Source organism: Flavobacterium sp. Root901 (assembly GCF_001429765.1).
GTDB lineage: Bacteria > Bacteroidota > Bacteroidia > Flavobacteriales > Flavobacteriaceae > Flavobacterium.
In genome coordinates this window covers 227,519-242,401 of sequence record NZ_LMJB01000007.1, presented here as the reverse complement: position 1 = coordinate 242,401, position 14,883 = coordinate 227,519, and the positions used below count along the sequence as shown (strand labels likewise).

The window sequence follows — 14,883 nt, the reverse complement described above, 5'->3', positions numbered from 1 at the left end:
GACGAGCAAATAATTAAACACTTGTTTAATTTTAATAAAAATCCATCGTGTTTCAGGACATCTTTATCGATTGTCTTTTGCTCTTCGTCTATTTGAAAATTTTTGCGTGTTATATTTTATTTCTTTTGTCTGCATATAATCGATAATTACATATTATTTCAAATGAATAAGCAATCATTTTTAAGCATTCTCGCAGCATCAGTTATTATCGCATCTTGCGGTAAGAATGATAAATCGGCTCAGGCCGGAGGTGCACCGCAAGTTAAAGAGTATAAAACGCTGACTTTGCAGCCACAATCTGCTACATTAAACAGCGATTATCCTGCGAGTATTCAGGGACAGCAAAATATAGAAATCCGACCAAGAGTTGAAGGTTATATCGATAAGATTTTTGTTGATGAAGGAGCAGTTGTAAAAGCCGGACAGCCATTATTTAAGATCAGTGCTCCGGAATATGAGCAGCAGGTTCGTACAGCATCAGCAAGTATTAAAAGTGCGCAGGCAGATTTAAGTGCCGCAAAATTAGCCGTAAATAAAGTAAAACCTCTTGTTGAAAAAGGAATCATTAGTAAATACGATTTAGAATCTGCTCAGTATACTTATGAATCTGCTGTTGCGGCTTTGGCTCAGGCAAATGCAGCTTTAGTAAATGCTAAAACTAATTTAGGCTATACTACGGTTACAAGTCCGGTTAGCGGAGTGATAGGTTCAATTCCGTTTCGTTTAGGAAGTTTGGTAAGTTCTAATACAGCCGAACCCTTAACTACCGTTTCAAGTATTGGAAATGTGTACGCTTATTTTGCTATGAACGAAAAAGCGCTTTTAAACTTCACAAAAGATAATAATACAGGGGCATCATTAACTCAGAAAATTAAAAGTATGCCCGCAGTTTCTTTATTGCTTTCTGATGGTACGACTTATGGAGAAAAAGGTCGTATTGAAACCGTAAACGGATTAATTAATACCGAAACGGGAACAGTAAATATCAGAGCGCGTTTTCCAAATCCACAAGGAATCATCAGAAGCGGAAGCAGCACAACAGTTAGAATTCCAAATGAAGTTAAAGATGTAATAATAGTTCCTCAAAGTGCAACATTCGAACTTCAGGATAAAATTTTTGCAGTTGTTGTTGGAAAAGACGGGAAAACAAAAAATGCCAATATAACGATACTCGAAAATACAGCGAAGAATTATTATGTGGTTACAAGCGGCTTAAATGCTGGTGACGAAATTGTATTAGAAGGAGTTGCTTCTTTAAAAGAAGGAACCGAGATCAAAGCTCAAAATCAAAGTCCAGAAACGGTTTACGCTGACTTAAAATAAAAAAATAATGTTTAAGAAATTTATACAAAGACCTGTACTCTCGACAGTAATATCTGTTATTATTGTCATTTTAGGTGTTTTAGGCCTAATTGAGTTACCTATTTCTCAATATCCGGATATTGCACCGCCAACGGTAAATGTCTCGGCAAGTTATACGGGTGCCAATGCAGATGTGGTACTTAAAAGTATTGTAATTCCGCTTGAAGAACAAATCAATGGTGTAGAAAACATGACGTACATGACTTCTACGGCAACCAATGACGGAAATGCATCAATCAAAATTTTCTTTAAAGTAGGAACCAATCCTGATTTAGCAGCGGTAAACGTGCAGAACAGGGTTTCGAGAGCAACAAGTTTATTACCGGTAGAGGTAACTCAGGCCGGGGTTACGGTAACCAAAAGCCAAAGTAGTAACTTATTGATTTTCTCTTTATACAGCGAGGATAAAGCTTACGATCAGACTTTCCTTCAAAATTATGCTAAAATTAATCTTGTACCACAGATTCAGCGTGTAGTTGGAGTAGGAGATGTAACAGTTTTTGGTGCCAAAGATTATTCTATGAGAATCTGGCTGAAACCAGACGTAATGCAGCAGTACAAATTGATTCCGAGTGATATTTCAGCTGCTTTGGCAGAACAGAATATAGAAGCGGCCCCGGGTAAATTTGGTGAAAACGGAAATCAGGCTTTTCAATATGTAATTAAATACAAAGGCCGTTTAACCAGTGCTAAGGAATTTGAAGAAATTGTTATAAAATCAGTTGGAAATGGGCAAATGCTTCGACTAAAAGATGTAGCCAAAGTAGAGTTAGGATCTTTAAGTTATGCTTCGACTATTAAAACAAACGGTGTAGAATCGGCAGCGATGGCGATCAGCCAGACACCGGGATCTAATGCCAGAGATGTAATCAACAATTCTAAAAAACTTATTGAAGACGCCGCAAAGAATTTTCCAAAAGGTGTAAAATATACCATTTTAGTTGATGTCAATGAAAATCTGGATGCTTCTATTGAAAAAGTAATTCATACTTTGATCGAAGCTTTTATATTGGTTTTCATTGTGGTATTTATTTTCCTTCAGGATTTTAGATCGACTTTAATTCCGGCAATTGCAGTTCCGGTTGCGATTGTAGGAACGTTTTTCTTTCTGAGTTTATTCGGATTTACGATTAACCTATTAACGCTTTTTGCGATGGTGCTCGCCATTGGTATTGTGGTTGATGATGCGATTGTGGTCGTTGAGGCGGTGCATGCCAAACTGGATCACGGTTATAAATCGGCAAAGAAAGCCACTATAGATGCGATGAGTGAGATTTCCGGAGCGATCATTTCTATTACGCTTGTAATGGCGGCCGTATTTATTCCGGTAACCTTTATCAATGGATCAACAGGTGTTTTCTACAAACAGTTTGGTATCACGCTGGCCGTTGCAATTATTCTTTCGGCAGTAAATGCCCTTACTTTAAGTCCCGCTTTATGTGCTTTGCTTTTAAAACCACACGCAGACGATCACGAGCATAAAACTTATTTAAAGAGATTTTATACCGCTTTCAACGTAGCTTTTGATAATGTAACAGAGCGATACAAACGTTCGGTAAGTTTCCTTTCGGTTAAAAAATGGATTGTGCTGGCTTCTATTATAATTGCCGGTTTAGGTTTATTTTACATGATGAAAACTACGCCGTCTGCTTTCGTTCCTGCAGAAGATCAGGGAACTGTTTTTGCCAATATTAGTTTACCGCCATCTGCATCAATGGAACGTTCTGATGTGATTGCCAAAAAAGTAGATAGTATTGCCAAAACTATTCCGGGAGTAAAAAATACACTTCGTATCGTAGGGCAAAACTTTACGGCAGGAGCAGGAAGTGCTTACAGTATGGTAATTGTAAAATTACAAACTTGGGATAAGCGTGATTTAAGTGTAAATGATGTAATTGGGCAGCTTTTTGCTAAAACGAGCGGAATTCGAGAAGCCAATATTTTCTTTATTTCGCCTCCAACTATTCAGGGTTTTGGACAAAGCGGCGGATTTGAGTTTCAGCTTCAGGATAAAGGCGGACATACAACTGCAGAATTCTTTAAGGTGAATACTGATTTTCTCGAAAAATTATCTAAGCGTCCGGAAATACAATATGCGACCACTCCGTTTAATCCGGGTTTCCCTCAGTATATGATGGATATTAATCTGGCAAAAGCCAAAGATGCCGGGGTTTCGATAAACTCGATTTTATCAACTATGCAGGGTTATTATGGTGGATTATATGCTTCGAATTTCAATAAATTCGGAAAACAATACCGTGTTATGATTCAGGCTTCTCCGGAATTCAGAGCCAATACACAGGGATTAAATAAAATTTTTGTTCGTAATAGTTCAGGAACAATGGCACCAATTACCGAATTTGTAAAAATGACGAGAGTTTTTGGACCGGAATCGATTTCAAGATTTAACTTGTTTACGTCTATTTCAATTACAGGAGCGCCAAATCCGGGGTATAGTTCCGGAGATGCGATTAAAGCAATTCAGGAAGTAGCGGCAGAAAATCTTCCGGCAGGTTACGGTTACGAATTTTCGGGATTAACGCGTGAGGAATTAGCATCAGGAAGTGAAACAATTTTCATCTTTATTTTGTGTTTGGTTTTCGTTTATTTCTTATTAAGTGCACAATACGAAAGTTATATTTTACCGTTTGCGGTATTATTCTCGATTCCGTTTGGATTAGCAGGAGCGTATCTGTTCTCCATTATTTTCAAACTGAACAGTAATATTTACCTGCAGATTTCCTTAATCATGCTTATTGGACTTCTTGCCAAGAACGGTATTTTGATTGTCGAATTTGCTTTGGACAGAAGACGAAAAGGCCTGCCAATCGTACAAGCTGCAATTGAAGGAGCTGTGGCCCGTTTAAGACCAATTTTAATGACTTCGTTTGCTTTTATTCTCGGACTTGTCCCGCTGATGTTTGCTACCGGAGCCGGAGCCGTTGGAAACAAATCAATTGGTACCGGAGCTGTTGGAGGAATGTTAATAGGAACCATTTTAGGAGTATTTGTAATTCCGGTTTTATTTATCATTTTCCAGACTTTACAGGAAAGAGTCAGCGGTCCCGCAAAAGACGGTTATGATGATGAAGACGATGATGAGGAAATTCAGTTAATAGAAGCTCATAAAGAGTAAAATTTAATTAAGACAGAAATGACTAATAGTTCAAATAAATATATTTTGCTGGTAATGACGGCAGTGCTTTTAAGTGCGTGCTCCGTTACCAAAAAGTACGAACGTCCCACAACTTTAAAAACAGATCAATTGTATCGCGATCAGGCTTCTGCCGATACGACTACAATTGCTGATATGCCGTGGCAGAGTGTTTTTAAAGATGAAAAACTAAATGCATTAATCCAGAAAGGTTTAGATCAGAATCTTAACCTGAAAAATGCAATTGAAAATATTGTGCAGGCTCGTGCTTCACTTCTTCAGAGTAAATTAGCCTATTATCCAACCTTACAGCTGGATGCAAATGCAACGCATACAAAACAATCAGAAGCCGGACTTAATTTTCCGGCTGGGATAAATATCAATACTTTAACAACGACGTACAAATTAGGTTTAAGTACATCGTGGGAAGCAGATATCTGGGGAAAACTAAGCAGTTCTAAAAGAGCAGCATTAGCATCTTATCTGGCAACTGATGCTGCAAAACAAGCTGTTCAGACGCAGTTAATTTCAGATATTGCTAATAATTATTTTCTGTTGTTAGCCTATGATAAGCAATTGAAAATTACACAGGAAACGTTAGAAAGCCGAATTAAAAATGTTGAAACGATTAAAGCTTTAAAAGAAGGAGCGATCGTAACCGGTGCAGCGGTTGTACAAAGTGAAGCAAACCAACATGCCGCAGAAGTTTTGATTCCGGATTTAAAACAGAGTATTCGCGAAACCGAAAATGCTTTAAATATTTTATTAGGACAAGCTCCCGGACCAATTGAAAGAGGGGAATTAGGAACACAGATTATTCCGGAAAATATTGCAGTTGGAATGCCTTCGCAATTATTGCAAAATCGTCCGGATGTTCGTCAGGCGGAATTTAATTTCAGAGTTGCTTTTGAATCTACAAACCTGGCCAAAACGTATTTCTATCCAAGTTTAACGCTCACAGCAAGCGGCGGATTTTCGAATTTAGAATTAAAAGACTTTTTTAGCAATTCTATTTTTTATTCGATTATTGGAGGATTAACACAACCCATTTTCAATCAGGGAAGAAACAAACTGAGATTAACCACAGCGCAGTCACAGCAGCTGCAGGCTTACAATGATTTTCAACAAAGCCTTTTAACTGCCGGACAGGAAGTTTCAAATGCATTATATGCATATCAGATGGCAGTTGAAAAAGAAGACTCGAGAACAAAACAAATTGAAGCTCTCGAAAAAGCAGTTGACTTTACACAACAGCTTCTGGAATACAGTTCAGCTACTAATTACACAGACGTATTAACTTCTGAACAAAACTTATTAGCTGCACAATTAAGCGGAATTAACGATAATCTGCAAAAACTGCAGGCTGTAGTTAATCTATACAGGGCTTTAGGCGGAGGCTGGAAATAAAATTATAAAAAAAAATTAACGTTGGTCGTTAAAATTATGACATTGGTCTAAAAGATAGTGCAGTATAAAAAAAAGAGTATATTTTTGATTGGTTAAAAATATTTAGTATCCGCCAGTAAATTAAATTTAAAACATGACTAAAACGCCTCAGCAATGAGGCGTTTTTTTGTTTAAATTTATATCGTCTGAAAAGGACTTCCCGTCGATTGGTTTGGCAGTTCTGTATAATCAATGCTGTAAAAAGAAATATTTGGCATTAATTTAGATTAATATCTACTATAATTAATATTAAAACTTAAAATCATGAAAAAATTAGTATTTGCCTCAGTATTATTTATGAGTGTATTCTTTGCCCATGCGCAAGTATCAGTAAATGTAAATATTGGAACACCTCCAAGCTGGGGACCAGTAGGATATGATGACAGCAGATATTATTATTTACCTGACATCGACGCATATTATGATGTGAATCAGAGTGTGTTTATTTATGATAACAGCGGAAAATGGATTCGCGCAAAAAGACTTCCTTCAAGATACAGACAATACGATTTGTATTCAGGTTATAAAGTAGTTTTAACTGATTACAGAGGAGATGCGCCTTACACTTATCACAAAAAACACAGAGCTGATTACCCAAAAGGATATCACGGAAAACCTCAAAAAAACAGAGGAGAAAAACCAAAAGGCAACAATGGAAATCATTATGGCAATGATAAAGGAAATAAAGGAAAAAATCCTAAATCGGATTCAGATAAAAACCACGGTCATTCTAAGCACCATTAATTTTAAACATGACAAAAAACGCCTCAGAAATGAGGCGTTTTTTAATTATAAATTATGGTTTGAGTTATGAAATAACCGTTAATATGAACTCTTCACTTTGTGACCAAAAATCCCAAAAGACAGAATTATAATAAAGCAAATCAGCGGAATAATATATCCGGACTGAATATCATCATGTTTCATGTCAATCAGCGTTCCCATTGCATACGGAAGAATTGCGCCGCCCACAATAGACATGACAAGCCAGGAGGAACCTGTTTCTGTATTTGATTTTAATCCCACTAATCCTAAAGAAAAAATAGTCGGGAACATGATTGACATAAAGAAACCAATACCGCCAAGAGCATAAATTACGACAATTCCGGTTCCGTAAATAGCTAATAAACAAAGTATAATACTAGCTCCGCAATAAATAGACAGTAGTACATAATCTTTTACAAACTTCAGGAAGAAAGTTCCAATGAAACGCCCGGCCATAAAAAGGAAACCGTAGATTCCTAAATAATATCCGGCTGTTTTTTCGTCTAATCCCGCACCTTGCTGTGCAATTCTGATAAAGAAACTAGTAATACAGACTTGCGCACCAACATAAAAGAACTGCGCCACAACTGCCCAGCTTAGATGTCGAAACTTTAAAACAGAAAAAAAGCCGGGTTTAATTTCAGCTTCTGTATGCTGTGGTTTCATCGAAGGCAGATGCATGAAATAGAAAATAATCGCAACTAAAACCAGCACGCTTCCTAAAATAATATAAGGCATTTTTACAGCTGCCGCTTCACCTAATAAATAATATGCTTTTTCTGTTTCCGGCATTGCGGCCAATTGTTCCTTTGTATGATTTGTTCCCGAAAGAATAAACAATGACCCCACAATTGGAGCCACCATAGCTGCTAATCCATTAAATGAAGCTGCTAAATTTAATCTTTTAGATGAAGATTCTGCAGGACCTAAAATCGCAGCATAGGGATTTGCACTCGTTTCAAGAATTGTTAACCCACAGCCAATTACAAACAAAGCGAATAAGAATAATTCATAAGTTCTTGAATTTGCTGCAGGTACAAACAAAAATGCTCCCGCGGCGAAAACCAATAATCCCGTAATGATACTGTTTTTATAACCAAATCGTTTAATCAGCATTCCCGCCGGAATCGCCATTATAAAATAAGCAAAAAATACAGAGGTATCAATTAAAGTTGACTGACGGTTGTTTAATTCACAAGCCTTTTTTAAATGCGGAATTAAAATAGAATCCAGATTGTGCGCCATTCCCCAAAGGAAAAATAAGCTCGTAATTAAAATAAATGACAGAAGATAGTTGGTTTTTCCGCCTTCTGAAGGCACTTCGTGCTGATCGCCTGTTTGGTTTGTTATTTGCATTTGTCAGATAGTTTTTTTTTGTTAGTTTTTTTTGAGGTGCTGAGGGACTAAGAGGCTAAGGTTCTAAGAGTTTTTTTAGCTCTCGCAAAGACGCAGTGATGTAAAGTTTTATCTTATAACCTTAGACTCTTAGCATCTTAGCCCCTTAGTATTTTAGCCTCTTTTCTTCACCAGAAGTAAATGATCACACACCAAAACCACTTCACCTCTTTGGTTAAGGATTTCGACGTGTTCTGTTACGGTTCCCATTTCAGGATTTTTAGCGTCTCCTTTTTCAGAAATAGTGATTTCAGAGTGAATCGTATCGCCAATATGAACCGGCTTTACAAAACGCATTTTGTCGTATCCTCTTGAAAAAGCTTCGGGGTTAATTTCAGAAGCAGTTAGTCCGATACCAATGGCAAAAACCATGGTTCCATGCGCGATTCGCTGTCCAAATGGCTGAGTTTTGCACCATTCTTCATCCATGTGATGCGGAAAAAAATCTCCGGTGTGTCCGGCGTGAACTACAAAATCGGTTTCAGTTATAGTTCTGCCTAATGTAACTCTTTTATCATCAAGCTGATAATCTTCAAAAAAGGTTGATTTAAAATACATATATTTTTTAGTTTTAAAGTCATGAAGTCATAAAGTCGAAAGTCTTAAAGTCGAAAGTCATAAAGTAGAAAATCATAAAGTCGAAAGTTCAGAGTCCATAATTTAAAGTCTAAAGAAAAATCACAGATTTTGTCATGCTATTGACTTTAGACTTTAGACTTTAAGACTAAATTGAAATTCCTCCGCTATTGCTGCTTATGTAGCAGGCTTCAACTACTTTCATAGTATCCAGAACATCCTGAACGCTTGCTAAAAGTTTAGAATCTGAACCTTCTTTAAAGCGCATTAAATTGGACATGGTTCCAATGAAAGCTTCAGGAAACCACGAACCTTCCAGCTCGATTTTTTTCCATTCATACGTACCTTTTTCATTTTCAATCGCATATTCAAAAATGTCAGGAAGTCCGTCAGGATAATTCATTAGTAAGCCCATTTTAGCTTTAATGGCGCCTTTTGTTCCTTCCCATTTAATGTAGCTTTCTTCGTGGTTTGGCCCAAAATGATGATCGTGATTCGTATTGATTACAACATGTTTGTCATCACCATAATCTAAAATAATCGTAGATCGGCTTGAAGAAAGTTTTTTAAGCGGATGTCTGGCTGTTTTGGCCATTACACCTTTCGGATTTCCTAAAAACGACCTGATGCAATCGATATAGTGAACACTGTGAAAAAGAATTTCCAATCTGGGATGTTCCTTAATCAACGGAAACAATTCCCACGGTGTGTTTACCGTTACTTTAAACTCAAAATCGTATAAATCGCCAATTAAATCTTCATTGATTATATATCTTGCGGCGCTTACAAAAGGAGAAAAACGAAGCTGGAAATTGATAGCAGCCACAAGGTTTTTTCTTTCGCATACAGCCACAATTTCTCTGGCCTGTGCCAGGTCATTTCCCATTGGTTTCTGAATTAAAACAGCAGCACCGTCTGGCAGCTGCTCTAATATTTCGATATATTGATCCGGTAAGACCGTAATGTCGTAAACCGCATTTGAAGGTGCGTTTTTAACAGCATCGGCTACATTTTCAAAAACATGTTTTATATCAAATTCTTTCGCTAAATCGTGTGCTTTTGCAATTGTTCTGTTTGTAATGCCAAAAACGGTAAAGCCTGCCATTTTATAAGCAGGCAGATGTGCATCTTTTACGATCCCGCTTGCGCCGATAATTACAATAGGCTGTCCTGTTTCGGGCAGTAGAGGTTTGTACGGAATATTCATTTTTTATATGTTTTTTGAATTTAGTCAAGCCGAAAACTTTGTCAAAGTTGATGAGCCTGATTAATTCGTTAATTTTTCAATATTTTGCTGCGTTTCTTCTAAAAGAGTTTTCGACGGAATATCCGTTTCAATCGCTTTTAAAACCATTTGGTCTATCAATTCGGTGACTTTTGGCCAGATTGGTGTCTGCGGAAGCGTAAGCGCATTTTCATGCAGCATTTCCAGTTTATGATAATAGGGAATGAGCTCGTTGATTTCAACATCATTCCAGGTCGATTTTCTGCAGCCAATTCCGCCTTCAGTTGTCAATAATTTATCGCTTTTTGCAGTTGTTGCAAATCTTAAAAAATCATAAGCGAGGGATTTATTTTTACTGCCAATACCAATGGTGTAAAGCCAATACACATTCAGAGAAGCCGTTTTGTGATTTTCATCGTGCGGAAGTTCTGCAATATCAACTCTGCCTTTAACTTTCGATTCGTCTATTACTTCGCACATCGAAGCAAATCCGAACCAGTTAATTGCCATTGCGGCCTGTCCTTCGGCGAAAGCCATACCAGCTTCAACAGAGCCAAAATTCTTTGAACCCGGATGAACTGCTTGCGTATTGTTAACTATCTTTCTATAATAATCCAAAGCTTCAACTGCCTGATTATGATTGATGTTGATTTTATTCTGATCCTTTAAAAGAGATCCGCCACGGGTCCATAACTGCAGGCAAAAATCGAAAACCATATTGTGTCCGTCAGGATAATTAGCAAAAACACAGCCGTATAAATCGCTTTCCGGCCGATTAAAAAATGAAGCGATTTGGGTGAATTGCTCCCAGCTTTTTGGAGGGAACAATTCGTAACCAAATTGTTTTTTAAAATTTTCTTTTTCGGTTAAATCTTCAAATAAATCTTTTCTGTAAATAAGACATTCCGGACCATCATGAAATGGAAGTCCGTAAATTCCATTATTGATGTGCTGTAAATTTAATAATGACCGATGCCAGCCTTCGGGGTAATTCTCAGGTGGATTTTGACTGATAAAAGAAGTTAAATCCAGAACCGCTTTTTCATTTGCAGCATCAAAAATCCAATCTGTATTTAAGTGTGCAATATCCCAGTTTCCGTTTTTTAAACCTTTTTTTGTAATGGTCTGTTCATAAAGATCATGCAGTTCCATTGGAATCATTTCAACCTCTGTCTGAATATTATTTTTTATACAAAAGGCATCCCAAAGTTTTTGCAGTGTGCTTTCAAAAGGAGAAAATTTTCTAACGGCGATTCTGAACTTTTCCATGATCTATGCTATAAATTCTTTTATAATTCGCTCGTTATCCTGTCCTAGTTTTGGAGATCCTTTACCAGATGTAAAATATTCGCCATCAATTTTTATTGGGCATCTTGTCGTTTTATACGAGTATCCGTCAAGCATTTCAACTTGCTGGGTAAACTCTAAAACTTTGAAACCGTCTTCATTAAAAAGTTGTTCATAGTTTAAAACTCCGGCACACCAAATATCAGCAGGTTCTAAAATATCAAGCCAAAACCGGGTTTCCTGTTTTAGAAGATGAGAAGCCAAAATATTTTTTATTTCGTCTCTGAGTGTAAATTTATTCTCCGGAAACTGTAATAATTCATCGCATTTTAAAAGTGAAGCCAGAACCGGAATCGAACCCATTGCCAGTGCTAAATAGCCGTTTTTGGTTTGGTAAATTCCGTACGGCGCGCCTAAATAAGCATGTGCATTATTGGTTTTGGTGCGAACCGGAAGCTGCCCACCATCATTAAAAAACGTCGTAATAGTTTCAAACTGAAAATCAAAAGCCGATTCCAGCATACTAACCTGAACCGTTCCGCCAATGTTTTGTGTTGCTTTACGATATAAAGCCGCTAAAATTCCCTGCGCCAAATGCGCTCCGGCGAGCATATCGACAATTGATAATCCCATTGGTACCGGACCGTCTTCCTGATTGCCGCTCAGCCATGTTAAAGCGGTTAATGATTGCAATAACAAATCCTGTCCGGGTAAATCTTTAAGTTGCGGATGATTTCCGAAACCAGAAATTGAAGCGTAAACTACATTCGGGTTTACAGCTTTTACATCTTGATAACTTAAACCGATGCGTTCCATAACTCCGGGTCTGAAATTATGCATGACAACATCAGCTTTTGCCAGTAGTTTTTTTAATTTTTGAAGTTCCTCGGGCTGTTTAAAATCAATGGCAAAAGATTCTTTATTTCTGTTTATGGTATGAAAAACAGACGATTCGCCATTCATAATTAAATCCGAAGTATATAAAGTACGGCAGATATCTCCAGTTCCTGGTTTTTCAATTTTTATAACGCGTGCACCCAGATCAGCTAGCCTGAGACTGGCAGAAGGTCCCGAAAGAAACTGACTGAAATCTACTATCAAATAATCTTCTAATGGTTTCATTTTTTTTGTTTAACCGTTTTTTTTGTTTAACCGTTTAATCGTTTATTTGTTTAATCGTTTATTTGTTTAACTGTTTATTTGTTTAACTGTTTATTTGTTTAACTGTTTATTTGTTTAATCGGTGAATCGATTAAACGATTAAACGATTCACCGATTAAACAAAAAACGATTTACCGAATAAACTCTTCATGTATTGTCACATTATCCTGACCTACTTTTGGTGCTGCTTTTTCACTGAATAATACTTTACCGTCAAGCTGAATCGGACTTCGGGTTGTAACCAAACTTTCGCCATCTGAATTTTTTACGATTTGTTTTAACTGTAAATCCTCAACAAAAGGCTGTTGGTCTAAAGTTTCATAATCGAATACTTTTCCGCACCAAATACCTTGTTTTTGCAATAATTCCAACCAGTAATCTGCTTTTTGTGTCAGAAGTTTTTCGGCTAAAATTTCCCTGATTTCGTCTCTTTTTTCAAACCAGAGATGTTTATCAGTATATTGCGAAAGATCAACGCCAAGTGTATTTCCTATAAAAAGTAAATCGCCCATTGCCAGCGAAATATAATCGTCTTCTGTTTTGTAAACGCCATACGGTGCGCTTAAAAAAGCATGTGCGCTTCCTTTTACATCACCGCGTTCCGGTTGTTGTCCGCCATCATTTAAAAATGAAGTAATGGCTTCAAACTGCACATCTAAAATAGATTCCAGTAAACTAACTTCAACCAAAACACCTTTTTCTGTTTTAGCTCTTTTTAAAAGTGCTGCTAAAATTCCCTGTACAAAATGATTTCCGCACATTAAATCGGCGACAGCCAGACCAAACGGAACCGGTCCCTGACTCTTGCGTCCGCTTAACCAGCTTAAACCCGAAAGGGACTGTAAAAGCAAATCTTGTCCCGGTTTTTTGGCCCACGGACCTTTATCTCCGTATCCTGTTATGGTTCCGTATACTATTTTTGGATTAATGGTAAGTGTAGTTTCAAAGTCCAAACCAATTTTTTCCATAACGCCCGGTCTGAAATTATGCGTCATAATATCAGCCTTCTGGATTAGTTTTTTGATTAAAACCAAATCATCGGGATTTTTTAAATCGGCTGCAAAAGATTCTTTATTTCTGTTAATAGTATGAAACAAAAGACTGCTGTCATCAACAAAAAGATCTTTTATGCTTAACTGACGACAGGCTTCTCCTTTTACCGGACGTTCGATTTTGATGACACGCGCACCTAAATCGGCTAACTTTAATCCGGCGGAAGGGCCCGCCAAAAACTGGCAGAACTCTAATACAATTAATCCTTCTAATGGTTTCATGAATGCTGTAATTTTAAAGATTCGGCGTAAAGCGCATTCATTTCTTCCAAAACTAAATCTTCGTTACCGCCATTAATCAAATAATTACGAACAACATCGCCCGCATGATCCTGAAAATGCATGTGTCCTGAATATCGGGGTCTTAAAAATGCTCTTTGTAAAGCCGGAAGTGTATTTTTAAAATAATTATTTGTGATTGAATTAAGTCTTTCGTTTTTCCAGGCCTGTAAATGTCCCGGCTGGCCTCCGTTATCGGCAAAAATATGCTGCTGTGTATGCGATGAACCTGTAAACTCGGCATAACGAATCGCTTCCGGAATATGCTTGCTGAAAGAAGATACCGCTAATCCTGTTCCGCCAAGCGAACTAATCATTGGCGCATTATTCAGTTTTACCAGATCATAAAAATGAAGCAGGTTTTTGCTGTAACCCGCTCTCGAATAATTTGAATATCCGTAAGCAAAAGGGCAGTAGGCTATTTCGTCAGAATTTACCATCGCTTCGTAAACCTGAATAGGATTTCGGTTAAAATTTTCAGGATCAATTAATTGTGCCAATTCCCGAAACATTTGTAATGCTTCTTTTCCTTTTTGAGGAGAAATAACCTTTTCTTCAGTTTGAAATGGCGCTTCGCCTAAACTGCAACAAAACATATAAAAACTCATTAATACATCTACCGGAATTCCGGCAAAGGCAGCCAATCCTTTTTTGGCTAAAGCCAATAAATCATCGTATGTTTGAGGAACTTCAATTCCTTTCTTTTCCAGAATATCCAAACGTGCAGCGGCAACCGGAGTGGCAGCATCAATTGGCAGCGCCCATAATTTATTGCTGAAAACATAACTTCCGTATGATTTTCCGACAGTATTAATTTCCTGATCCTGAATGTAATCTGCAGGTAAATAATCCGAAAGAGGAAGAATAGCTTTGGTATGCGCACCAAAACCCGTCCACGGATGATCGATAACCAGTAAGTCAAATCTTTTGGCAAGATCTTCGATTGAAGCATCTGCAAATTCCTGCAGGCTTCTTTTCTCCCAGGTGATTTCGATTTCAGGATTTAATTCGGTAAAACGTTGTGCCGTTGCAGTCATTGGCAACAAACCTCTTGTATGATTCCACGTTATGCCTTTTAGTAATTTCATTGGATATATTATTGGTATAAGTAATAGTAGAAATAATAAATGTAAATTTTACAATTACAAAATTATAAATAAGATTGAAATGACCAAGAAAAT

The 14,883-nt window shown here is 37.3% G+C and carries 11 protein-coding genes; 4 read left to right on the top strand and 7 right to left on the bottom strand.

Annotated features, from left to right (window positions below):
* Nucleotides 1–162: 162 nt before the first annotated feature.
* The 4 genes from ASE21_RS14340 (at nucleotide 163) to ASE21_RS14325 (ending at nucleotide 6,706) form a co-directional block, all read left to right on the top strand.
* A complete protein-coding gene (locus ASE21_RS14340) occupies nucleotides 163–1,323 on the top strand; it encodes an efflux RND transporter periplasmic adaptor subunit (protein WP_057123372.1) in 1,161 nt (386 codons plus the stop codon).
* A 7-nt stretch (nucleotides 1,324–1,330) separates the two neighbouring features.
* Nucleotides 1,331–4,498, top strand: coding sequence for an efflux RND transporter permease subunit (locus ASE21_RS14335; protein ID WP_057123371.1), 3,168 nt, complete (start codon nucleotides 1,331–1,333; stop codon nucleotides 4,496–4,498).
* Nucleotides 4,499–4,516: 18 nt separating this feature from the next.
* Complete coding sequence (locus tag ASE21_RS14330) at nucleotides 4,517–5,923, top strand: efflux transporter outer membrane subunit (protein ID WP_057123370.1); 1,407 nt, start codon at nucleotides 4,517–4,519, stop codon at nucleotides 5,921–5,923.
* Nucleotides 5,924–6,226: 303 nt separating this feature from the next.
* A complete protein-coding gene (locus ASE21_RS14325) occupies nucleotides 6,227–6,706 on the top strand; it encodes a hypothetical protein (protein ID WP_057123369.1) in 480 nt (159 codons plus the stop codon).
* A gap of 78 nt (nucleotides 6,707–6,784) precedes the next feature.
* On the opposite strand, the gene fucP is transcribed toward ASE21_RS14325, so the two are convergent.
* The 7 genes from fucP to ASE21_RS14290 all read right to left on the bottom strand — a co-directional run bounded on the left by fucP (nucleotide 6,785) and on the right by ASE21_RS14290 (nucleotide 14,790).
* The gene (gene fucP / locus ASE21_RS14320; protein WP_057123368.1) at nucleotides 6,785–8,083 is read right to left on the bottom strand and encodes an L-fucose:H+ symporter permease; all 1,299 of its coding nucleotides are present in this window, start codon (nucleotides 8,081–8,083) and stop codon (nucleotides 6,785–6,787) included.
* 153 nt (nucleotides 8,084–8,236) lie between these two features.
* Nucleotides 8,237–8,680: a MaoC/PaaZ C-terminal domain-containing protein gene (locus tag ASE21_RS14315; protein WP_057123367.1), complete on the bottom strand. Its 444-nt coding sequence runs from the start codon at nucleotides 8,678–8,680 to the stop codon at nucleotides 8,237–8,239.
* A gap of 166 nt (nucleotides 8,681–8,846) precedes the next feature.
* Nucleotides 8,847–9,905, bottom strand: coding sequence for a Gfo/Idh/MocA family protein (locus ASE21_RS14310; RefSeq protein ID WP_057123366.1), 1,059 nt, complete (start codon nucleotides 9,903–9,905; stop codon nucleotides 8,847–8,849).
* 60 nt (nucleotides 9,906–9,965) lie between these two features.
* The gene (locus ASE21_RS14305) at nucleotides 9,966–11,192 is read right to left on the bottom strand and encodes an extracellular solute-binding protein (protein ID WP_057123365.1); all 1,227 of its coding nucleotides are present in this window, start codon (nucleotides 11,190–11,192) and stop codon (nucleotides 9,966–9,968) included.
* Nucleotides 11,193–11,195: 3 nt separating this feature from the next.
* Nucleotides 11,196–12,332 carry a CaiB/BaiF CoA transferase family protein gene (locus ASE21_RS14300; RefSeq protein ID WP_057123364.1) on the bottom strand — a complete coding sequence of 379 codons (1,137 nt, stop codon included), beginning with the start codon at nucleotides 12,330–12,332 and terminating at the stop codon, nucleotides 11,196–11,198.
* Nucleotides 12,333–12,502: 170 nt separating this feature from the next.
* The gene (locus tag ASE21_RS14295; RefSeq protein WP_057123363.1) at nucleotides 12,503–13,645 is read right to left on the bottom strand and encodes a CaiB/BaiF CoA transferase family protein; all 1,143 of its coding nucleotides are present in this window, start codon (nucleotides 13,643–13,645) and stop codon (nucleotides 12,503–12,505) included.
* Nucleotides 13,642–14,790 (bottom strand): ABC transporter substrate-binding protein, encoded by a 1,149-nt coding sequence (locus ASE21_RS14290; protein WP_057123362.1) that lies wholly within the window; start codon nucleotides 14,788–14,790, stop codon nucleotides 13,642–13,644. Before ASE21_RS14290 ends, ASE21_RS14295 begins: the two co-directional genes overlap by 4 nt.
* Between the last annotated feature and the right edge of the window lie 93 nt (nucleotides 14,791–14,883).

Bases quoted from the DNA above. Each gene is read 5' to 3' on its own strand.
- ASE21_RS14340 (WP_057123372.1), top strand. From the start codon at position 163: ATGAATAAGCAATCATTTTTAAGCATTCTCGCAGCATCAGTTATTATC.
- ASE21_RS14335 (WP_057123371.1), top strand. From the start codon at position 1,331: ATGTTTAAGAAATTTATACAAAGACCTGTACTCTCGACAGTAATATCT.
- ASE21_RS14330 (WP_057123370.1), top strand. From the start codon at position 4,517: ATGACTAATAGTTCAAATAAATATATTTTGCTGGTAATGACGGCAGTG.
- ASE21_RS14325 (WP_057123369.1), top strand. From the start codon at position 6,227: ATGAAAAAATTAGTATTTGCCTCAGTATTATTTATGAGTGTATTCTTT.
- fucP (WP_057123368.1), bottom strand. From the start codon at position 8,083: ATGCAAATAACAAACCAAACAGGCGATCAGCACGAAGTGCCTTCAGAA.
- ASE21_RS14315 (WP_057123367.1), bottom strand. From the start codon at position 8,680: ATGTATTTTAAATCAACCTTTTTTGAAGATTATCAGCTTGATGATAAA.
- ASE21_RS14310 (WP_057123366.1), bottom strand. From the start codon at position 9,905: ATGAATATTCCGTACAAACCTCTACTGCCCGAAACAGGACAGCCTATT.
- ASE21_RS14305 (WP_057123365.1), bottom strand. From the start codon at position 11,192: ATGGAAAAGTTCAGAATCGCCGTTAGAAAATTTTCTCCTTTTGAAAGC.
- ASE21_RS14300 (WP_057123364.1), bottom strand. From the start codon at position 12,332: ATGAAACCATTAGAAGATTATTTGATAGTAGATTTCAGTCAGTTTCTT.
- ASE21_RS14295 (WP_057123363.1), bottom strand. From the start codon at position 13,645: ATGAAACCATTAGAAGGATTAATTGTATTAGAGTTCTGCCAGTTTTTG.
- ASE21_RS14290 (WP_057123362.1), bottom strand. From the start codon at position 14,790: ATGAAATTACTAAAAGGCATAACGTGGAATCATACAAGAGGTTTGTTG.